The 21,240-nt window shown below is 68.4% G+C and carries 14 protein-coding genes; all 14 read right to left on the bottom strand.

The features are described 5' to 3' along the window. Positions 1-172: 172 nt before the first annotated feature. A complete protein-coding gene (gene tssH / locus ACTG4X_RS04310) occupies positions 173-2,884 on the bottom strand; it encodes a type VI secretion system ATPase TssH (RefSeq protein WP_440533287.1) in 2,712 nt (903 codons plus the stop codon). After that, entirely contained in the window at positions 2,881-3,945 is a 1,065-nt protein-coding gene (gene tssG / locus ACTG4X_RS04305; protein ID WP_256216773.1) for a type VI secretion system baseplate subunit TssG, read from the bottom strand. Before tssG ends, tssH begins: the two co-directional genes overlap by 4 nt. Beyond that, the gene (gene tssF / locus ACTG4X_RS04300; protein WP_440533286.1) at positions 3,942-5,834 is read right to left on the bottom strand and encodes a type VI secretion system baseplate subunit TssF; all 1,893 of its coding nucleotides are present in this window, start codon (positions 5,832-5,834) and stop codon (positions 3,942-3,944) included. The genes tssG and tssF overlap by 4 nt, the downstream gene beginning before the upstream one ends. Positions 5,835-5,841: 7 nt before the next feature. Beyond that, complete coding sequence (gene tssE, locus ACTG4X_RS04295) at positions 5,842-6,357, bottom strand: type VI secretion system baseplate subunit TssE (protein ID WP_093058744.1); 516 nt, start codon at positions 6,355-6,357, stop codon at positions 5,842-5,844. Beyond that, positions 6,350-7,189 carry a type VI secretion system accessory protein TagJ gene (locus ACTG4X_RS04290; RefSeq protein ID WP_097200390.1) on the bottom strand — a complete coding sequence of 280 codons (840 nt, stop codon included), beginning with the start codon at positions 7,187-7,189 and terminating at the stop codon, positions 6,350-6,352. Before ACTG4X_RS04290 ends, tssE begins: the two co-directional genes overlap by 8 nt. Positions 7,190-7,220: 31 nt before the next feature. Further along, positions 7,221-7,778 (bottom strand): type VI secretion system tube protein Hcp, encoded by a 558-nt coding sequence (locus tag ACTG4X_RS04285; RefSeq protein ID WP_093058742.1) that lies wholly within the window; start codon positions 7,776-7,778, stop codon positions 7,221-7,223. 54 nt (positions 7,779-7,832) lie between these two features. After that, entirely contained in the window at positions 7,833-9,929 is a 2,097-nt protein-coding gene (locus ACTG4X_RS04280) for a caspase family protein (protein WP_440533285.1), read from the bottom strand. Next, the gene (locus ACTG4X_RS04275) at positions 9,926-11,098 is read right to left on the bottom strand and encodes a hypothetical protein (RefSeq protein WP_097200391.1); all 1,173 of its coding nucleotides are present in this window, start codon (positions 11,096-11,098) and stop codon (positions 9,926-9,928) included. Before ACTG4X_RS04275 ends, ACTG4X_RS04280 begins: the two co-directional genes overlap by 4 nt. Positions 11,099-11,125: 27 nt before the next feature. Beyond that, the gene (locus ACTG4X_RS04270) at positions 11,126-11,875 is read right to left on the bottom strand and encodes a hypothetical protein (RefSeq protein WP_093077075.1); all 750 of its coding nucleotides are present in this window, start codon (positions 11,873-11,875) and stop codon (positions 11,126-11,128) included. Positions 11,876-11,898: 23 nt separating this feature from the next. Next, positions 11,899-13,521 carry a murein transglycosylase A gene (mltA, locus tag ACTG4X_RS04265; RefSeq protein ID WP_097200392.1) on the bottom strand — a complete coding sequence of 541 codons (1,623 nt, stop codon included), beginning with the start codon at positions 13,519-13,521 and terminating at the stop codon, positions 11,899-11,901. A gap of 55 nt (positions 13,522-13,576) precedes the next feature. Continuing rightward, a complete protein-coding gene (locus ACTG4X_RS04260) occupies positions 13,577-15,472 on the bottom strand; it encodes a serine/threonine-protein kinase (protein WP_097200393.1) in 1,896 nt (631 codons plus the stop codon). A gap of 147 nt (positions 15,473-15,619) precedes the next feature. Then, entirely contained in the window at positions 15,620-16,192 is a 573-nt protein-coding gene (tagF, locus tag ACTG4X_RS04255) for a type VI secretion system-associated protein TagF (RefSeq protein WP_440534358.1), read from the bottom strand. 71 nt (positions 16,193-16,263) lie between these two features. Then, positions 16,264-19,866: a type VI secretion system membrane subunit TssM gene (gene tssM / locus ACTG4X_RS04250; RefSeq protein WP_440533284.1), complete on the bottom strand. Its 3,603-nt coding sequence runs from the start codon at positions 19,864-19,866 to the stop codon at positions 16,264-16,266. Continuing rightward, on the bottom strand, positions 19,863-21,212 hold the full coding sequence (locus tag ACTG4X_RS04245) for a DotU family type VI secretion system protein (protein WP_097200396.1): 1,350 nt from the start codon (positions 21,210-21,212) through the stop codon (positions 19,863-19,865). The genes tssM and ACTG4X_RS04245 overlap by 4 nt, the downstream gene beginning before the upstream one ends. Between the last annotated feature and the right edge of the window lie 28 nt (positions 21,213-21,240).

Below are 21,240 nucleotides of genomic sequence, written 5' to 3'. Positions count from 1 at the left end.
GCGCTTGTGCCGGTCGCTCAACCGCTGCACTGGACGATCACGCCGACGGGGTGCCTTGCGCAGCGAAATAAAGGAGGAGGCCACAGGCCGGGGGACATTCGCGGAGCAAGGCACCCCGTCGGCGTGATCGCCCCCCGAACCAACGCAGCAAATAAAAGAGCAGGGTGACATCTCAGTCGAACGCGTAGGTGAAGTCCGCATCCTTCACGTCGAGCGCAACACGGCGGATCTCCCCACCAGAGGCCAGACGTTGCAGATACTCGACGGAAATCGTAGGCAGCACGGTGTTGGTAAGGATCGCGTCGATCACGCGCCCACCCGACTCCGGGTCCTGGCACCGCGCGACCACCTGCTCGACCACCGCTTCGCTGTACTCGAAGGGCACGCCGTGGTTGGTCTCGACCCGCTTCTTGATGCGCCCCAGCTGCAGCCGCACGATCTTCTTCATCATCTCGGGCGACAGCGGGTAATAAGGAATGGTGACGATGCGGCCCAGCAGCGCGGGCGGGAACACCTTCATCAGCGGCGCCTTCAGCGCATCGGCAAGCGCGTTGGAGTCGGGCAGCAACTCGGGGTCGCGGCACATGCTCATCACCAGCTCGCTGCCGGCGTTGGTGGTCAGCAGGATGATCGTGTTCTTGAAATCGATCATGCGGCCCTCGCCGTCTTCCATCCAGCCCTTGTCGAACACCTGGAAGAAGATCTCGTGCACGTCGGGGTGGGCCTTCTCCACCTCGTCGAGTAGCACCACGCTGTAGGGGCGGCGGCGCACGGCCTCGGTCAGGATGCCGCCCTCGCCATAGCCCACGTAGCCCGGAGGCGCGCCCTTGAGCGTGGAGACAGTGTGCGCCTCCTGGAACTCGCTCATGTTGATGGTGATGATGTTCTGCTCGCCGCCGTACAGCGCCTCGGCCAGCGCAAGCGCGGTCTCGGTCTTGCCCACGCCGGAGGTGCCGCAGAGCATGAACACGCCAATGGGCTTCTGCGGGTTGTCGAGCCGCGCGCGCGATGTCTGGATGCGGCGCGCGATCATTTCCAGCCCGTGCTTCTGGCCGATGACGCGCTGGTTGAGCGTGTCGGCAAGCTTGAGCACCGCCTCCACTTCGTTCTTCACCATTCGGCCGACGGGAATGCCGGTCCAATCGGCGACCACCGAGGCCACGGCCTGTTCGTCGACCGAAGGCAGGATGAGCGGCGACTCGCCCTGCACCGCGTGGATCTTGGCCTGCAGCTCGTGCAGCTCGGCGAGCAGCGCGGCTCGGTCGTGCGCGGGTTCTGCCGCAGCTGGTGCCGCATCGGTGCCAGCTGCAGCCGCAGGCGTATCCACTGGCTTGTTGCCTGCGCGCAGCTTGCTGCGAAGTTCGAGCAGCCGGTCGACCAGCCCCTTTTCTTCCTGCCAGCGCGCATTCAGCGCATCGAGCTGCACCTTCGATTCGGCCAGCAGCGCGGTGACCTGTGCTGCGCGTTTGGTCACGTCGATGCCGATGGCTTCTTCGCGACCGATGATTTCCTGCTCGACCGTGAGCCCTTCGATGCGGCGCATGCAGTCTTCCACCTCGGGCGGCGTCGCGTGCTGCGACACGGCCACGCGCGCGCAGGCCGTGTCGAGCAGGCTCACGGCCTTGTCGGGCAGCTGCCGCGCGGGAATGTAGCGGTGCGACAGCTTCACGGCCGCCTCGATGGCCTCGTCGAGCAGCTGCACGCGGTGGTGCTTCTCCAGCACGCTGGCCACGCCACGCAGCATCAGGATCGCCTTGGTCTCGTCGGGCTCCGGCACCTGCACCACCTGGAAGCGGCGGGTGAGCGCCGGGTCTTTCTCGATGTACTTCTTGTACTCGGCCCACGTGGTTGCGCCGATGGTGCGCAGGTTGCCGCGCGCCAAAGCCGGCTTCAGCAGGTTGGCCGCATCGCCGGTGCCTGCCGCACCGCCCGCACCCACCAGTGTGTGGATCTCGTCGATGAACAGGATGATGGGCGTGGGCGAGCTCTGCACCTCGTCGATCACCTGGCGCAGGCGCTGCTCGAACTCGCCCTTCATGCTCGCGCCGGCCTGCAGCAGGCCGATGTCCAGCGTGAGCAACTTCACGTCTTTCAGCTGCGGCGGCACGTCGCCGCGCGCGAGGCGCTGCGCAAAGCCTTCGACCACGGCCGTCTTGCCGACACCGGCCTCGCCGGTGAGCAGCGGATTGTTCTGGCGGCGGCGCATGAGGATGTCGACGATCTGGCGGATCTCTTCGTCGCGCCCGGTCACCGGGTCCATCTCGCCCTTCTTGGCCTTCTCGGTGAGGTCGACCGCGAACTTCTTCAGCGCATCGCCCTTGCCCATGGCGGCCGGCGCCATCGCGCCCGAGTCTTCGCCGGGCGCGCCGCTACCCATGCCGGTGCCGTCCTGCGCGCGCATCTGCGCTTCGGGCGAGGCATCGCAGATCTTGGCGAAGTTGTCGGCCAGGTCCTCGACCTTGACCTTCTCGAACTGCTTCGACAAGCCGAACAGCGGGTTGCGCAGACTCTGCGTCTTCAGCATGCCCACCAGCAGGTAGCCGGTGCGCACCTGCGCCTCGCCGAACTGCAGGGTGGCATAGGTCCATGCGCGCTCGATGGCGTTCTCGATGTGCGGAGAAAAGTCGCTGATGGCGGTGGCGCCGCGCGGCAGGCGGTCGAGCGCGGTGGTCATGTCTTTCGCAATGACCGACACGTCGAGCCCGTAGTGCTGGATCACGCGATGCAGGTCGGAGTCCTGCGCCTGCAGCAGCTGGGCGAACCAGTGCTCCAGCTCCACGTACGGATTGCCCCGCATCTTGCAGAACACGGTGGCGCCTTCGATGGCCTTGTAGGCCAGCGAGTTGAGTTTGCCGAAAAGGGCGGTGCGGCTGATTTCACTCATGAGGGACTCCGTATCTCTTCTGAACGAATGAAGATGGGTTTGTTGAAAGACTGGTTGCCGATACGCACGTCCGCCGCATCGCGCGAACGCTTGCGCTGCCCGAGCCACGACACCCAGCCCAGGCGCGGTGCATTGCCCTTCGCGTCGCCAAGGCGCGTGAGCGGAACCTGCGCCTTCTCGAGCACCAGCTCGGCGTCCCACTCGAGCTCGTCGCCGAGCAGCTGCTGCATCCAGCGCTGCAGCACGGGGCGCGCATTGCCGATGGGAAGGAACATGCGGTACTGCTCCAGCGTGAGCGGGCCCAAGTGCAGGCGCACGCGGTGCTGGCGGTCCCAGGCGCGGGTGCCGAGCATGGCGCCCATGCCCATGGAGCGCGAGCTCTCGCCCTGCCCCAGCCGCGTGAGCTCTGCCACCGGCAGGCTCATCCAGTGGCCGACCCAGCGCTCCAGCTTCACGGGCACGCCGAAGTAGCTGCACAGCACCGACTCCACGCTTTCCACGTTGTGCACGCGGCGCGCGAGCCAGCCCGAAAAATGCAGGCGCGCGTCGTCATGGATCTCGTCGCGGTCCACGCGGCCCGGCGTGCCGATGCCGACCAGCGCACCGACCTGCAGGCGGAAGCGGTCTTCGCCCGGCCGGTCGAGCGCCACGGCCGGCCGCGACTGCGCCCACGCGCGATAGAAGTGCAGCGAGAAGCGGTGCGAAAAACTGTCCAGAAAGGCCAGCCACGTCGGGTCGCCATGGTTCAGGCTGCGCTCGCGAATGAAGTCGCTCAAGTGCACCGGCAGCGGACCATTGGGGCCGATGTAGCTGAAGAAGTGCTGGCGCAGGCGCGGCGGCGAATAGGCTGTGGCGGGCTCGAAGCGGCTGAAGCTCGCGGGCGCGAACGACAGCGATGGCTCCTGCCCCACGCGCACCGGCTCGGCGCTCGGCAGCAGCGCGCGGCCCCAGCGCGGCGTGGTCTTCGCGACGGACTCCAGCCGGCGCATCACCGCGAAGTAGTCGAACGACCACGGCTCCGCGGACCACCCGCGCAGCGCGTTGTCGACGCGGGTGCTCACAGAATCTGTCGCGTCCCGCACAGCGGCCTCCAGCGCATGGTCTCGCCCTTGCCCGCGATGCGCAGCACGGTCTCGACGAAATGGTTCACCTCCACATGGCGCGACAGGAACCGCGCGAGCACGGCGCCGAACAGGAAGGCGCTGTGGCCGTGAAAGGCGTCCTTGTCGACTTCGAGCGTCACCTCGAGCCCACGCCCGAAAGCGATCGGGCCCTTCAGCGGCAGGCGGCGCGCAACCGGCTTGCACTTCACCGACAGCAGGCCGCGCACCTGGCCCTGGCGCATCTCGTCGGCATGCACGGCATAGAGCATCAGCGTTTCGCGCAGCGCGGCGGCGCCCTGCGCCGGCGTGCTGTCGGAAAGCGACAGGTAGTTCAGCGCAAGGTGATCGACCACGCGCCACCCCAGCCCCTGGCTCACCACCGGCGACACCGGCCGCGACGGCCCGCGCACCATGCGCACGCGCTGCACGGGAAATGAATCGACGCAGTCGAAGTCGTTCTCGCGGCCCAGCGGCATCAAGAGCGGCAGGTCGCGGTTGGTGCACAGCGCCGTCACCGCCAGCTGCCGCAGCGTGGCCGCATACGGCGCCTGCTGCGGATCGACGATCTGCATGTAGACCTCGGAGCCGATGTGGCTGCTGCGGTTGCCCTCGGTGCGCTGTCGCACCGACAGCATGCGCGGCTCGCGCGTGGTCGTGAAGTAGGCCGGGTGGCTGTTGCGGCTGCCGTGAAAGGCCGAATAGAAAGGCCTGAAAGGCTGCTCGGCCGCGACCGCATCGGCACCGGGCGCGCCGTGACCGATGACTTCGGTGATGGTGTGCACCTCGAAGTCCTGCGGGCGCGTGCGATCGGGCACCAGGTGGAACTGGCTCACGCCCTCGGTCATGGGCACGCGGTCGAGCCGCTTGCTGAACAGGTTGACGGCGGGCACGCAGTGCAGCTGCACGTTGTCGGCACTCACCAGCTTTTCGAGTGCTGCGTCGCCGCGCGAGAACAGCAGCACGATTTCGACGTCGGTCACCGGCATGGCCGCGAGCAGCGCCTGGAGCCCGCCGATGCGCACGAACTGGAAGCGCTGCGGAAACGCGAAGTACTCCTGCAGCAGCCTGAAGCCCGAGAAGCCGGTGGCGGTGGTGGGCAGCAGCGCTTCGTCTTCCTCGAAGCCGACCGCGCCGATGGCGCTGGCCGGCAGGCTCTGCGCCGCGCCTTGCGGCGCACCACCGGGCGCGAGCGGCCGCACCAGCACGCCGATGGGCTGGCCCAGCGCGCATTCGTGCAGTTGCCAGGCCACGTCTTCGGCACCGCCGAAGTGCAGCACCAGATCGTCGAGTGCGATCTGGCTGAAGTTCAGCCCGGCCGTGGCATGCAGCGCAATGCGCAGGCCGCCGCGGATGGCGCGCGACTGCGGGTGCGTGTTCAGCGGCAGGTCGGGCGCGTAGGTGAAGTACTGCGCGCGCTGCACTTCGATGGGCCAGATGCGCAGCGCGCTGGCCGTGCGGAATTCGCAATGCGTGTTCTGCCCCACCGCCTGCCGTGCGCGCAGTCCGCTGCCGCGCGGCAACGTGGGGCCGGTCGCAAGGTTCGCGTCGTCGGGGTCGGGCACGAAAGACACGACCACCATCGCCGGCGTGGGCGAAAGAAAGTGCGGATAGACGATGTCGAGCAGGTGGCCCGTGAAGCGCGGGTACTCGGCGTCGAGCTTCAGGCCCACCCGTGCCGAAAGAAACGCCGTTGCCTCGATGAGCCGCTCCACATACGGGTCGGCCACCTCCTGGCCCTCGATGCCAAGTCGATGCGCAATCTTTGGAAATGCCCGCGCGAACTCGGAAGCGCTTTCGCGAAAGTAGCGCAGCTCCTGTTCGTACAGGCTCAGCAGCCGAGGGTCCATGCGGGACTCACCTTGGGTTTTGCGCCATGTCCACTATCTCGATGCGTCCTTCTTCCAGGTCAACGCGGCTTCGCATCAGGAACTCCAGCGGCACGGGCTGTGCCCACAGCATGCCGCGTATCTGCAGGCCGATGCTGTTGTGGGAGTCCAGTGCCGGGCCTTCCATGACGAGTTCCACTTCGAGTGTGCGGGACAAAATGCGCGGCTCGAACTGCAGGATTGCGTTCTTCAAAGCCTGTTCCATGCTGACACGCTGCACCGACGAGGTGAACTGGCCAGACAGCATAGGCAATCCGTAGTTGATGACCGAGCGCGCCGCATTCGGGTATTGCTTGTCGTCCATCGAAAGGCCGTAGCCGGTGGCGTTGAACAGCCAGCCGAGGTCGCGCAGCACGGCCTGGCGCAGCGCCTGCTTGGTCAGCGTGCGCTTCTCGTCGCCCTCGCGCTTTTCGTCGGGCGCGTTGTCGACAAGGCGATCGAGCAGCGAGGGCTGCAGCCGCTCCTGCGCGGTGAGCTCAGCCATCGACGCTGCCCTCTTCGGCTTCGCCCGCCGAGGTGTCCTCAGCCTGCGTGAACAGGATCTCGCGCACGTCCATCAGCGCGTACTCGCCCGCATCGCTGCCGAGCACGCGCTGGCCGTAGCCGACCCAGACTTCGGGGCGCAGCTCGCGCCACTCGGTCTTGCGCGCGAGACGCAGCTCGCTGTCTTCCACCTTCTCTGTGCCCTCGTAGCGCGTGGGAATCAGCGCAAGGGTTTCACCGCCGTTCTCGAACTGCAGGTGCGCGGGCATCCACACGCAGTCGCGCAGGTCTTCGGGCGGATCGATCTTGATGTGCGCGAGCCGCGCATACGGAATCCAGTAGTACTTGCCGTTGACGAAGGCTTCGAGCACCGGGCCCAGTCGCATGTCGGCATCGGCCAGCCATTCGAAGGGTGCGCCGTCGATGGTGCCGCTGATGGCGGGCGCGCCGTCGAAGGCGCGCTGGCGCAGGTCCTCGGCCAGTTCGCTCTCGCCGCGGCCCTGGCGCAGCAGCGACTCGATGAGCAGCGCCAGCCATTGGTCGGGTTGGCCGAAGATCATGGGCGTGCGCGTGCCGGCGAACACTTCGGCGCGCAGGCCCTCGCAGCGCACGGCCTCGCCGTAGACCTGTTTCATGGGCACGGCCAGCGCGTCGAGTTCGGCTGCGACCGTGAGCTGGTTGAGCGCGCGCTCCCACTGCCCGAGCACGCACAGCAGCTGCGCCATGAACACGCGGTGCTTGCTGTCGGAAGGCTTGGCGCGCACGTCGTCGCTCAGGGCCTTGAGGGCGGCGGCCGGATCGGCGGCCTTGAGGAATTCGGCGGCGGTCGTCATGGTGTGCGGCTCCTGGGTGGGGTGATGAGGCTCAGGCACGGGTGAACTGGCATTCGCGCACCGCGCCGCGCAAGCCGGTGGTCTTCTGCGGTGCCGACTTGACCTTCACCGTGCGGTAGCTGATGGAGATCAGCTCCGAGGGCACGCCCCAGTGGCCGCCGGAGTTGAGCACCAGCCGGCAGATGCGCGCGTTCTCCAGCACCAGCTCGAAGGTCGACTGCGCATCGGGCGAGCGCTCGTCGCCGCCCGACTTGAAGGCGCTGATGACGACCTTCAGGTCTTTTTCCTGCGCGCGCAGCAGGCTGGCGATGGTGGCGGTGGCCGCGTCGCTGCGACGCGCAACGATCAGGTTGTTGGGCACGACCTGGTTCTGGCTGGAAGACTCTGGCACCTGCACCGACCAGTAGTAGCCCCCGATGTTCATGCGCGCCTTGCCGTCGTCGAAGGGGCGATCGAGTTCGCCTTCGACTGGCGCACCCTTGTTCTCGATCAGCATGACCAGGTCGGTTTCGGCCGAGCCGGTGCCGATCAGTTCGTAGAACCGCTGGGCGTCTTCAGGGCTCCAGGAGCCGTCGTCTAGAAATGCCATATCACCTCCGGAAATCGAAACGAAGAAAAGAAACCGTGACCTCGGACCGCGCCGTCATGGCCGGGCTCCGCCACCATCCGTGGCGCCGCCGCTCCTGCGCAGCAGGGCCGCGAACACCTGCCGCTCGCCGCCCTCCGCCGGCGGCTGGCCGCCGCGCACGCGCACTTCCGACACATCGGCCTGCGCATAGGCAACGCCGAACAGGCGCGGCGCGCTGTAGGGCGTGGCGGGCACTGCCATGACCAGCAGGCGCGCGTCGCCGGCGGCATCGAGCCACGGCAGGTCGAAGCGCTTGACCGAGGGCTGATCGGGCGTGCCGCGCTTGAAGCGGTTGGTTTCGCCGACGAGCTCGTCGGGGTAGACCGACTGCAGGTTGCCGCGCGCGTCGATGCCGGCGATGACGAGGTCGAGCGAACGGCCGCTGGTGTTGCGCACGTTCAGGCGCAGGCGCTCGCCGGCGCGCAGCGAGGGCAGCGCGTTCGCCGCTTGGGCCTGAACTTGAACGATGGGCGTGCTGCGCAGCATGCGGTCAGCGCTCCACACTTCGAGCGCGGCATCGAAGCCGTCGAGCTGGCCGTCCTTGCCGTAGGCCTGCAGCTGCGCGAGCCACTTGAGCTGCGCCAGTGCCTGCAGGCGGCGGCGCAGCGCAGCGGTGTCGGGCAGCACCACGGTGGAGACAGTGGCGCCGAACAGCGGCGAGAGCAGTTCGAGGCGCTGGCCCGAGGGGCCGAGGTCGGTCCAGCGCACGTCGGCGGTGGCCGCATCGTCGGCCGGGCGGATCGCAGCCGGGTAGTCGAGGCTGAGGCCGGCGGGCAGCGGCTTGTCGGCGCGCACGCGCAAGGCGGTGGCGGCCGGCTCGCTCATCGGCGTGACGCTCCAGAACGCAGCGCCCGACACATCCTTCAGCGCCGCTGGCACGGCCAGCCACGCGCCGCCGAGCTTGATCTGCGACACGGTGGCAGGCGCGCTGCGCACGGCGCCGTCTTCGAGCGTAGCGAGCACGCGCAGCTCCTGCTGCTGCGCGAGGCCATCGAGCAACCCGGCCTTGATGGCCAGGCTGTCGCCGCTGCGTTGCGCGCGCCATACGGGGCGCGTGGATGCGGGCGCGCCGCTGTTGGCGAACAGCGGCGCATCGAGGTTGCCTTCGGCCACCGGAGACGGCAGCTCGCGCGTGGGAAAACGCTGCGCGAGCTCGTCGATGACCGGCGGGTACTGCGCGAGCACGCCGTCGAACAGGTCGCGCCAGGTGGCGGGCTTGCGCGACAGCGCCTCGACCACGGCCCAGGTCAGCAGGCCCTGTGGCCGGGCATTGCGCGCCTTGCGGGGCAGGCGCAGCTCGGGCGTGATCTGGTGGCTTTCGGACGCGAAGAAGGCAACGTAGCGGGCGCGGGGCACGGCTTCGGCCGGCACGGGTGGCGTCTGCGGTCGCGCGGGCGGTGCGCCGCCGGTCAGTTGCGTCACGCGCAGGCCGCGCCAGCGCACTTCGTCGTCGGGCGGGCCTTCGGCTGTGGCGGGTGCATCGGCCGTGCCGCGCGTCATGGAGTTGGCCGAGCAGGTGTCGAACACCGAGGCGACGAACACGTTCTTCGCGAGGAAGGACTGGATCCACGCGTCGAAGTCGACGTCGCGCAGGTCGCCGGTGAGCACGTTGTCGCTCCCGAGTGTGCCGCGCACGTCGCGCGCGAGGAAGTTCTCCGACAGCCCATCGGGCTCTTGGTAGCGCTTGGCGATGTCGCGCAGGCGGGTGCCGTGGCCGGAGAAGTACAGCAGCACGAAGTCGCCGCTCTTCGACTGCGCGAGCAGCCTGGCCAGCGCGTCATGGATGGCTTGCGATTCTGGCAGCGCGGCGCCGCTCACGCCGTCGGCGAGCACTGCGATGTCGGGCGCCGCGAAGCCCTGCCTGAGCAGCGCGTCGCGCATCAGCATCACGTCGTTGCGAGGCGCCTGCAGCCACAGCACCTGCGGCTGGTTGACGAGTTCGGAGACGCCGACGAGCAAGGCGCGCTGGGTGGCGAAGGCCAAGGTGCAGCAGGCGAGCAGCCACAGCACGAGCAGCACCTGGAGAAAGCGCAATTGCGTGACGCCCTTCCCCTTGGGCCGCAGGTGAAGGTGCAGACGGGCGGCATGCCCGAGGGCCGCGGCGCGTGTCATGGCCGCTGCTCCCCAGCCGGCCCGGCTGACTCGACCAGCGGCGAAGCCGCGAGCACCGCCAGCGCATCCACCGGCTCCGGCACCCGCAGCCGCCATACGCCATTGCCACCCGGATCGCCCGGCCCGCCCACCACGTCGGCCGATATCGATTGCAGCAGCCGGTCGGCCTCGTCCATGCGCACGCCGGCTTTCCAGCGCACCACCAGGTCGGCGCGCGCCGGCGCGGGTGCGGCTGGCACGTCGCGGAAGCGCACTTCATCTTCCTCGGGAGCACCGCGGCCGCCGAGCAGTCCGACGTTCTGGATCACCACGAACAGCGCCAGCACCGCGAAGGCCGGGCGCGTCCAGCCTTCCGCGCCGAACCAGCGGCGGATGCTGCCCCACCAGCCGCCTTCGGGACGGGGCTGCGGCCGTGCAGGCGATGGAGCGGGAGAAGAAGAAGCCTCGTCGCCCTGCGGCCGCGTCAGCGCCTTCCCCAGCTGCAAGCCCACGTCGCGGTACAGCTCCTGGTAATCGGCACGCGGGTCCTGAGGCCCGAGCGGCGTGCCCGACAGCACCGAGAACACACCGCCCACGCCGCGCAACGCGATGCGCCCCGGCTCCGGCGCAATGGCGAGCGATGCGTGCGCGGCCCACTCGTCGTGCACCGCGCGGATCGCGGCGAGCCGCGTGGCCGAAACCTCGCCGAGCACGCGCGCGCAAAGCTGCGGAGTAGGTGCCAGCGTGAGCACGTTCCAGGCCTGGATCACGCCGAACATCGGCTCGAAGGGCTCGTCGTCAGGCTCCAGCAGCACGTCGAAGGCAGACGCCCAGTCGGCCTCGCCGGCGGCCATCCAGCCCTGCCAGAGATCGCCCTGGATGCAGCGGTCGAGCAGCACGCCGAGCAGCCGCCCTTCGTGCACCACGCTGACAAGGCGGCCCGGCGCCCAGCGGGCCGGAAAGGCGCGCTGGGCGACAGCCTCGCGGCGCCGGGCCAATTCGACAAGAGGCAGCAGCAGGTCGGATGCGGCGGCGGCCGGGACCGATGCTGCGCCCGTTGGAGGGGACGTGCCCGGCATGGCCACGGTGGCCGTGCCGGGTGCGCTGTCCGGCGCATCGTCGGGCACGGCGGCGCCGGTTTCCAACGCGTGGCGGATCACGCTGAGCGGGGGCCAGAGGTCGTGGGTCATGGCGTCTGTTCCTGAATGGCTATGTCTTCAGGCATAAGACGCTTCAGCACCGAGGATTTTGAAAACCTGCAGGATCGCCGCCATGTTGTCGGGCTCGATGGCGATGCCCAGCGTCTGCTGGAGCCAGCCGCCGATCCGGGTTTTGGCGTAGTCCGCGGTCAACCCCTCGCGCTTGTGCACGAGGCCGAGCCGGCCCGCGCGGTAGTGATAGGAAGCAATGGCGTGGCGCGAGGCGATGCCCGAAAGCCCGCCCTCGGCCTCCTTGCCGAAGCCCTCGCACAGCAGCAGGCGCTCGGGCTCGGGCAGTTCGGCGATGAAGGCGCGCGCGGCCAGTTGCACGGCCTGCGCACTCAGGCCGTGCTCGGCCAGGCAGCCGTCGAGGTCTTCGCCCGCGCCGATCTCGTCTTCGAGCTGCGCCTCGGTGATCTGGTCGCCGATGGAGAGCTTGCGGCGGAAGGAGCTGGCGCGCGTGCAGTCGATGAGATAGCGGCGGAAGTACGCGCACAGGGCAAAGGCGGTGGAAGGCGCGCTGTGGCTCGCGCGCTCGTCGGCTTCGTCCGGGTCGGCATCGAGCCGCAACACCTTCACATAGATGAACTGCGCCACCAGCTCCTGGCGGCCCTCGCCCAGCACCTGCAGCTCGGGCGGATTGCAGGCCACCAGCGCATCGCCCACGATGCGGTACATGGCGCCCATGTCGTTCGGAGACAGCGTCTGCCTGCGCCGCCAGAGGCGGACGAGCTCACTGCTTTCCGCGGACGAAAGGGTTTCCTGCATGAGGAGTCAAGGCGCCCGATCGATCAGTCGTCGACGCAGCTGCCCTCCGAAGGCACCAGGCACTGCGGCAGGTTCGCGCCCACCGGCCCGCCGCGCGTGCGGATGGCCGACGACACCGCGGCCTGCGCAACGGCCAGGCCGCGCGGCAGCAATATCCACAGCTGGCCACGCTCCTTCATGCGGCGCGCGTTGGTCGCGGCCTGCTGGCCGTTGCCGAAGAAATAGTCGGCCCGCACCGCGCCGCGGATGGCGCCGCCGGTGTCCTGCGCGATCGTCAGGCGCTGCATGGGCGCGCCGCTGCCGGGCGTGCGCGTCGACACGAACACCGGGTAGCCCAGCGGCGTGCTGCGCGGATCGACGGCAATCGAGCGCCCCGCCGACAGCGGCACGCCGAAGGCGCCCACCGGTCCGCCCACGGGCGAGGTCGATTCCTTGAAGAACACATAGCTCGGGTCCTTGATGCCCGAGCCGGCCACCGCGCCGGCCGCGCGCCGCCCCGGCACCACGACCGGGCCGCTGGCAACGGGCCGCGCGAGCGTGAAGCCGCGCGTGCGGATGGTGCCGCTGTCGACCGCGCCGACGTCGTCGTCATCGCCGTCGTCAAGCTGCAATTCGATGGACGAGCCGCGCACCTTCACCGGGCTGCGCGGCTTGCCGTTGGCGGCCTGCGCCAGCGTCGGGCGGAAGGGCTGGCCGTTCTGCTCGGCGTAGGCGACGCGCACGATGTCGCCGTTGGCCAGCTTGATGCGCCCCGAGCCCTGGATCTGCATTTCGTACAGCGCGGTGGCGCTGCTCACGAAGGCCAGCACCTTGGCGTTGGGCGCGCCCTTGGTCTCGATTTCTTCGCGCGTGTAGTACGGCAGCAGCTGCTTGCCCTCGACCCGCAGGCGCACCTTGCGGTCGAGCGTGTCGCGCGAGATGGCCGAGAGGTCGAGCGCATAGAGGCCCGGCGCGCCCATGTCGCGCGTGCTGAGGCCAGTCTGCACCACCACGTTGCGCCCTTCCACGCGGGCCGCCACCGTGCCGTTGCCGGCGGGCAGCTTGCGCGCGTCGGCGAACAGCATGTCGTCGGGCTGGCCGTACACGGGGTAGATGAAAGGCGCGCCGTACTGGCGGGCGCCGGCGATCTCGGGCTCGAAGTAGCCGGTGACCACGCCGTCGGGCTTGCGATCGTCGTCGCGAATCTGGTAGGCCGAGAACTCGCCTTCGAAGAAGCCCCGGATGGCGTTGTTGTTCTTGCCGTCGACCTTCAGCGCGCGGTCGCACACCTCTTTCCATTCGGCGCCGCGCCCGGTCAGCACCTTGCAGCTGCCGAGAAAGGCGGGCCAGCTTTCGGAGAAGTCGTCGCGCGACCAGCCCGGCACCGAGTCGAAGCCCACCGAGGTGTAGGTGGCGAGCTGGGTCGAGAAGGTGCGCGCCTGGCCTGCCACGCTGGCGCCGGTCGGCGGCGGGCGCGAGGCGCTGCTGCTCGTGCCGGCGGTGTCGGTCGTGGCCGCGCCGGTGCCCGTGGCGGCCGGCGGCGGCGCGGTGCAGCCCGCCAGCGAGGCGATGACGGCAACAACGGCTGCAGTAGCGGCCCACTGGAGCACGTAGTTGAGGCGCTGTTGCAGCTGCTGTTGTTGCTGCAGTGCTTGCGAAGTGGTCATGAAAGTCTCCTTGTCCGGAAAGTGGCGACCCGAGGGGCCATCGCTCTACAGACGATTACTTCTCGACGATTTTGAAATTCCCGACGCCATAGACGTCGTTGCACGGGGCGCCGGGTGCGCACACGGGTTTGCCCAGCAACGGCGAGGGGCCGGTACCGCGCGTGGCTTCGAGCGCGGCCAGCACCGGCAGCGGGAACACCGGGAACACGCCGTCGTTCTGCACGCCGGCGGCACTGAAGTCGCGCTCGTGCTCGCTCACCAGCACCGCGAACTGGTCGGTGCCGGCCGGGCCGCCCGCGTCCATCGGCCACGAGGCGCGCGGCAGAGAAAGCGAACCGCCCGCGGTGATCTTGTTGTACTTGTCGAGCAGGTTCGGGAACAGCAGGAACATCTCGCCGCCGCTGGACAGCAGGAACACGTAGACAAAACCTTCGCGCTTGCTGCGCACCTCGAAGGCAAGGCGGTCCTTGCCGATGGCGACTTCCGCCTTCTTCGGCGTGGCCGTCACCTCGAAGCCGGGCGCGGCGCCGGTTGCGAGAGATTGCAGCGATTCGGCGGGCGTGCGCGGTGCCGGAGGGGGCGGTGGTGGTGGCGGCGGTGCTGGGGGAGCCTCTGCGATCTTTGTGTCGGGTGGCGGGGCCGGCGTGGTGGTGACGACCTTCTTGTCATCGGTGTTCGTGTTGCCGCCGGTGCGGCCCTGGAACCACCACCAGCCGCCACCGGCCGCGGCTGCAAGCACGGCGACCGATACGAGTGCGGCAACGGTCTTGTTGCTCTTGCCCCCGGCGCTGGTGGGAGCGGGCGCGGGCGCCGGTGCCTTGCCACCTGCCTTGCTCTTTCCGCTCGCGATGACTGTCGCGGCGTCGGCATTGCTGCTGTTGCCGCTGCGCGCACCCGAAGGCGGCTGCGTGCGCGGCGTCGGCGCGATGCTGTGCCCCACTTCGAGATCGAGCGCGGCGCGCAGCTCGGCCATCGACTGCGGCCGCTGCTCGGGCCGCACGCCGAGGCCCGCATCGATCGCCTCCAGCAACCGCAGGCTGTAGCGCTGACGCAGGATCTCGTTGCCCGCAAGCGGCACATAGCTGTCGGACAGCAGCCGCGCCACCGAAGGCGGCGGCGCGCGACCGCACACCGCCACGTGCATCACGGCCGCGAGCGCATACACATCGGTCCACGCGCCCTGCGACATGTCGGGCATCTCGGCGTACTGCTCGATGGGGGCATAGCCGGGCTTGAGGATGACGGTGATCGCCTGGGTCTTGTCGGTGATCACACGGCGCGCGGCGCCGAAGTCGAGCACCACCGGGCGGCCCGAGCCTTCGAGCAGGATGATGTTGTCGGGCGCGATGTCGCGGTGGTAGCAGTTGGCGTTGTGCATCACCGCGAGCGCTTGTGTCACGCCGTCCATGATGCGGATCAGCCAGGACTCGTCTACGCCTGCGGGGATGGCTACCAATGCTTCTCTCAGCGTGTCGCCTCTGTAGAAAGGCATGACCATGTAGGTGGTGCCTTTTTCTTGCCAGAAGCGGTAGACCTTCAGGAGCGACGGGTGGTCGAACTGGGCGAGCAGGCGGGCTTCGTTGATGAAGCTGCGCATGCCCAGGTCGAAGGTTTCTCTGTGGCGTTCGGACAGGGGGACTACTGTGCCGTCGTTCTGTCTTGTCGACAGTGACGTGGGGAGGTATTCCTTGATTGCTACTACGCGTTCCAGCGTGTGGTCCCACGCCTCGTAGACGACGCCGAAGCCGCCTTGGCCTATGACTCTTGTGACTTCGAATTCGGCCAGGCGGCTGCCTACTGGGAGCAGGCCGGCGTCGGTGGTTCCCGTGGCGGGGCTGGTGACTGGGGTAGCGCCTGCGGTGATTACGGTCGCGGCCGTGTCGCCGGTTGTTGTTGTCGGCTGACCAGGCTTGGGGACTACGCGGGTGCGGTCGTCGTTGGAGTCGGTCATTGACTGGCTCCTTCTTTGTGTGTGCTGAGGGTTTGCTTTCCGGGGCCGGGTCTCGCCCCTACTTTTCTTTGGCGAAGCAAAGAAAAGTAGGTCACCTGCCGGGGCGAGACCCGGCCCCGGAAAAACAAACGAGAAGAGGCCTTCATCTCACCCCTCCTCCGCAAACCCGAAGAACAGGGCTTCAAACTGCTCATCCCGAGGCAACCCAGTACAGAGCATCCGAACCCCATGCTCAGCAGCAGGATCACTCAGCCAAAGCGACGCCCCCGCCAGCGGCAATTCCAGCGAATCGACACTACTCTCACGTCCGTCAGCAGAAGCGCCATCAACAAACAGCCGATGCAACACCGCATCAAACCGCAGCGCATCCAGATCCCCATCAAGCCCTTCCAGCGCAGCCTGCGTAGCATGAGCCCACCACTGCAACGCCATAGCCAGCACCTCCCCCTGCAGTTGCCCGGAAACGGACCGATCAAGCTCCATAGCCAGGGCAAACGGAAAGTACCGCCCCACCCCATCAACCGATGGCATCAGCACCCCGATCCACGCCTGCTCCCCCGCCACCTGCCGCCCCAGCGCAAAGCACCAGATAGGCGCTTCGAGGTATCGCTCAGTCCAATCCGCATGCCGATCCCGCAGCCGGGCCATGCCCCGCTGCAGCCATTGATCCCACACGGCACGAAACGCCTCCGGCAGCCGCCGATGCGCAAAATCCCCCATGCCCGGCAGCTTGCCGAACCACCCGGGCAACGCGGTCGAGGCAAAGAGAGAAGGTGAAGAAGCTGCCTCGTTCACAGCCCCTCCGGACAAGAAAACTCCCGCAGCTCACGCAACCGGATCGGATGCTGCACGCTGTTCGTCGTCACTTCGAAGCGCGTCTTGCGGGCACCGATCTGGAAGGTGATGAAGAACTTTTCAGGCGCATCGCCGGCTTCGAGCTGCCCGTCGTCGAGCGCACGGAACAGCGCCCACGGCCCATCCACAGCCGCACCCGAGCTGCCAGTGGTCGAAGGCGGACTGACCTGGATGCGCACCTGATTGCTGCCCTTCGGCCCCGGCCACTGCACGGCCATCGGCACCACAGGCCCGTGCGCGTACTTCACGAGCTGGCCGTCGACGTCGAGGATGAACTGGGTGATGCCCGCATCCATCTCCACCGGCTTGAAGTCCAGTCGCATCGACGGCCCACGGCCACCGCCGCGGAAGAAGATGTCCTTGATGCGCGCGGCCCGCTCGAACTGCGCGAGCGCCTGCGTGGTGATGGCTCCGCGTTCGGCCACGGGCTTGTAGCGCCACGGCTTGGTGCTGGTGTCGACCAGCGCGGCCAGGCGCTTCTGGAAGAAGTCGTCCATCAGGCCACCGGGGCCGAACATCTGGCCGAAGTCTTCCGGCAGCACGTCGCGCTTGCTGGTGCTCACGAAGGGGTATCGGCCCGCGATGGCGCGCGCGCAGAACTCGGCCACGGGGCGCAGGTCCTGGCTCAGGTTGCCGCGCTCCGCCGTCTGCGCCTGCGCGGCGCCCGACTGGCTGAGGTTCTCGACCATCGAGCGCACCGGCTCTGGCAGGCGGCCCGCGTCTGACTTGAGCTTGCCGGCCACGTCGCCGGGCGGCGGCGAGGTGCGGCCCTTCACGGCCGTGTCGACGGCGTTGAGGTACACGTAGACCTCGTTGAAGAGCTTCAGCGCGTCGTCGATGGGCGCAGGCTGGTTGGGGCCACCGGCGGTGACGAGGCGGCGCAGCGACTCGAAGCGGTCGTCCACGATGCTCTCGATGCGCTTGCCCGGGGCCACCTGCCGGCCGGGGTCGCTGCCGAACAGGTCTTCCAGGCCCTTGCGCGTGTTGCGCACCGTTTCGGTCGCCTTGCTGACAACGTCCTTGTTGGCGTCGGCCGCCGGGATCAGCGTGGTCTGCTTGACCACCGCGCGCAGGAAGTTCGCGAGCGGGGAATCGACGCCCGAAAGAATGCGCGCGGTCTCGATGTTCTTCTCCAGCCCGGTGGCGCGGATCAGTCGCACGTCGGCGAGCAGTGCTTCCCACTGCTTGACGTATTCCTCCAGATACAGGCGGCGCACACGATCGGTCAGCGCGCCGAGCGCGGCCACGTCGCGCAGGCGGTCGGCTGCGTTGCGGTCTTGCCCCAGCACCCACGGGTCTTCGTTGGCGAGCAGGCCGGTGAGCACGGTCACTTCGTTCTGGAAGCGCTTGTGATAGCCGTCGTAGGTGAACATGCCCGGCACGCCATCGGTCAGCGGCTTGCCGCTGATGCGCTCGAACACCAGCGGGCCCGAGGGGCCGGTGGCGGTGGCCACGCTGAAGGCCGGAATGTCCTTGGTGGCGCGCTGGCGCTTCAAGCGGCTGAACACGCGCTGCTCCAGCGGGTAGCTCGCGAGCACGGCGCGCACGCTGCGCACCAGGTTCTCGTCCATCTTGAGCGGCGAGCGCGGCGGGCCCTGGGCAATGAGCACGTCGAGCTGGTCTTCGAGCGCCTTGCGCTGGTCTTCGGGAATGCCGCGGTCGAGGTTGCGGGCCCAGTCGAGCGTGATCCAGGCCTTCAGCGCCTCGGCGTCGAAGTGTTCGGGCTGGTAGAGCATCAAATAGCTCTTGAGCGCCTCGTACGTGTACTCGAGGTTGTCCTTCTGCGCGGTGCGCAGCTGGTCTTCGATGCGCTTGGCGATCTGCGGCAGGAAGGCGTCGTTGAGCGCGCGCTGGTGCGTGAGCATGGCGGCGGCGTCGAGCTTGTCGCCCTGGTAGAGGCCCAGCGTCATCGACAGCGGCTCGTCGCCCTGGTGGTTGTCGGGCGTCTTCCAGATGTCGCGCAGGCTCTGCAGCACGGGCGCGACCTCGACCAGGTTCTGCACGCGCGCGGGCAGCGCCGCGAGGTTCTGCTTGGCGGGCTCGACGCGGGCCTCGACCGACTTCAGGTAGTTCATGTTCTGCAGCGTGCTGTAGCCCCAGGCCGCGAGCAGGCCCACGGTGACCAGCGTCATCGCCGTCACGCCGATCACGCGCAGCGTGTGGCGGCGGCGCTCCAGCTTCACGTCGGCGCCTGCGAGGCGCTGCTCGGGGAACACCACTTCGCGCAGCAGCGAGGTAAGGAAGTAGCTGCGCCCGCTCGACTTCTGCGGCGCGAGCATCGCGCGCTCGATGCCGAAGCTGCGCGCAAGGCTGCCCATCACGCGGTCGATCGGGCTGCCTTCCTGCGTGCCGCTGGTGAAGTACACGCCGCGCACCCACGGCGGCTGCGCAAAGCGCGAACCGGTGAACACTTGTTCGAGCAGGTCGGACAGCAGCGAGCCGATGGAGCCGAACTGCGCCGGAAAACCGAAGATGGCCGCGCGGCGCGTGCCGTCGGTCTCGCGCTGCATGCGCGCGATGAGGCCGTCGTTCACGCGGTTGTGCAGCAGCGCGAATTCGCGGTTGAAGGCCGTGGAAAGGCCCTTCTCTTCCAGCTGCACGTTCTCGTTGGCCGGCAGCGTGAAGCCGAAGACCTGCGCGCGCTGTTCCTTGCCGAGGTCGTCGAAGTAGTCGGTAAAGCCATAGAGCAGGTCGCTCTTGGTGACGAGCACATACACCGGCAGGCGCGTGGTGAGCTTGCCGTCGAGTTCGAGCAGGCGTGCGCGGATCGAGGCCGCAAGCTGGGTGCGCGCCTCGGGGCCCTGGCTCAGCAGGTCGGCCACGCTGACGGTGAGGAACACACCGTTCAGCGGACGACGCGGGCGCGCCTTCTTCAGCAGGCCCAGGAAGCCTTCCCATGCGCTCTTGTCTTCCGACTGGTGGCTGTCCTGCGTGGTGTAGCGCCCGGCGGTGTCGATGAGCACGGCCTCGTCGGTGAACCACCAGTCGCAGTTGCGCGTGCCGCCCACGCCGCGAATGGCGCCGGGGCCGAACTTCTCGGCCAGCGGAAAGCTCAGGCCCGAGTTGACCAGCGCCGTGGTCTTGCCCGCGCCCGGTGCGCCGATGAAGACATACCACGGCAGGTCGTACAGGTAGCTGCCGCCCGAGATCGACATCCAGTCGCGCAAGCCGGGCTTCTTGCCGGCGGCGTGCAGGCGCATCTGCTTGAGCGTGGCGACGGCTTCGCTGAAGCGTGTGTCGAGGATCTTCTGCTCGCCGTTGACCGGCGCATCGGTCTTCGCGGCCGGCGCCTTCATGAGGCCGTCGGTCAAATGCTGGCTCGCACGGCGCGCGCGCCAGCGGCGGTACAGCGCGCGCAGCACCACGATGAGCACGATGACGCCGATGGCGATGGCGCGCGTCATTTCGCTTTCGAGCGGCGCGAGCGAGCCGATCTTCACCAGCGGGCCGATCCACCAGATCAGCAGCGCGACGACGATCAGCGCGAGCAGTGTCAGCAGCAGCGGGCTGAACAGGAAGCCGAAGATTTTCTTGATCATTTCGTCGCTCCTGGTGCGGGAGCAGCCGGTGTGGCAGCAGCGAGCCGGTCGGGTTCGGTCAGCAGCACGATGTCGACGCGGCGGTTCTTCGCGCGATTGGCGGGCGTGTCGTTGGCGGCCACGGGCTCGGCGTCTGCCTTGCCGTCGGAGCGCATGCGCGCCGGGTCGACCAGCGTCGTCAGCGCGCCCTTCACCGCATCGGCGCGCGCGGCCGAGAGGTGCCAGTTGGAGGGATAGCGCAGCGAGCGGATCGGCTGGTTGTCGGAGTGGCCGGTGATCAGCACTTCGCCCTTCACCTCGGCCAGCGCCTGTCCGATGCGCCGCAGCACGGGCAGCGACTGCGCCATCGGCTCGGCGCTGCCGGAGCCGAAGAAGGAGTCGCCGCGCAGGCGCACCACGCTGCGGTCGGCCTCGTCGGTCACCGTGACCAGGCCCTGCTTGATCTCGGGTTCGAGAAAGCGCGCCAGGCGCGGCGTCTTCGCCGGCAGGGCGGGCGGTGCGATCTGGATGTTGGGCGCGCGCAGGCTCGACACCGCGGCGTAGGTGGTGTCGGAGCGGTAGTTGAGCGTGAGCCGCAGGCCGAACCACGCCAGCGCCAGCAACAGCGCGAAGCCGGCCGCGAACACCCACAGCGGCAGCGACTCGCGCAGCCGCACCGTGCCCGCACCCTGCCCGCGCCAGTGCGGCGAAAGCTCGGGCTCGACGGCCGGGCGGTCCTTCGCGATCAGGTCCGCGAGGCGCTGGCGCACTGAATCGAGCTGCGCGCGGCCGTTGTCGACCACGCGGTAGCGGCCTTCGAAGCCGAGCGCGAGCACGCTGTAGATCAGTTCCAGAAGCTGGCGGTGCGTGGGCACGTCCTGCGCGAGCTTGGCAAGCAGCTGGAAGACTTTTTCGCCGCCCCAGGTTTCGTTGTGGAACTGCACCAGCAGGCTCTGCTTGTTCCAGCCGGCCTGCACGCCCCACGGCGTGTTGGCCACGGCTTCGTCGAGCGCCGTGCACAGCACGTAGCGCGCGGCGAGCACCGATTCGTTGCTGACGCCGGCGCGGCGCGCATTGGCGTCGAACTGGTTGACGGCATCGGCGGTGGAAGCGCGCAGCGCCGGCACGTTGGGCGGCTGCGCAAGGTTGCGCAGCTTGCCGATCAACACCAGCAGCTTGCCGGCGGCCGACACCAGCGGATTGAGCAGGCCGAGTTCGCCGACGTCGGCGGCGGGCGTGGGATCGGCACCGCCGAAGAAAGGCGCCGGTGCCGGCGCGGGCGGCGTGCCGCCGGGCGTGCGCGGCTTGGGCTTGATGACCGTGCGTTCCGACTCGAAGGCGGCGAAGGGGTCGGGAGGTGTGCTCATGATGGTGTTCCGTTTCCGTCAGCCCGGT

Source organism: Variovorax sp. YR566 (assembly GCF_051992195.1).
Classification (GTDB): Bacteria; Pseudomonadota; Gammaproteobacteria; order Burkholderiales; family Burkholderiaceae_C; genus Variovorax.
The sequence above is the reverse complement of the archived record's forward strand: the minus strand, read 5'-3'. Positions and strand labels throughout refer to the sequence as shown.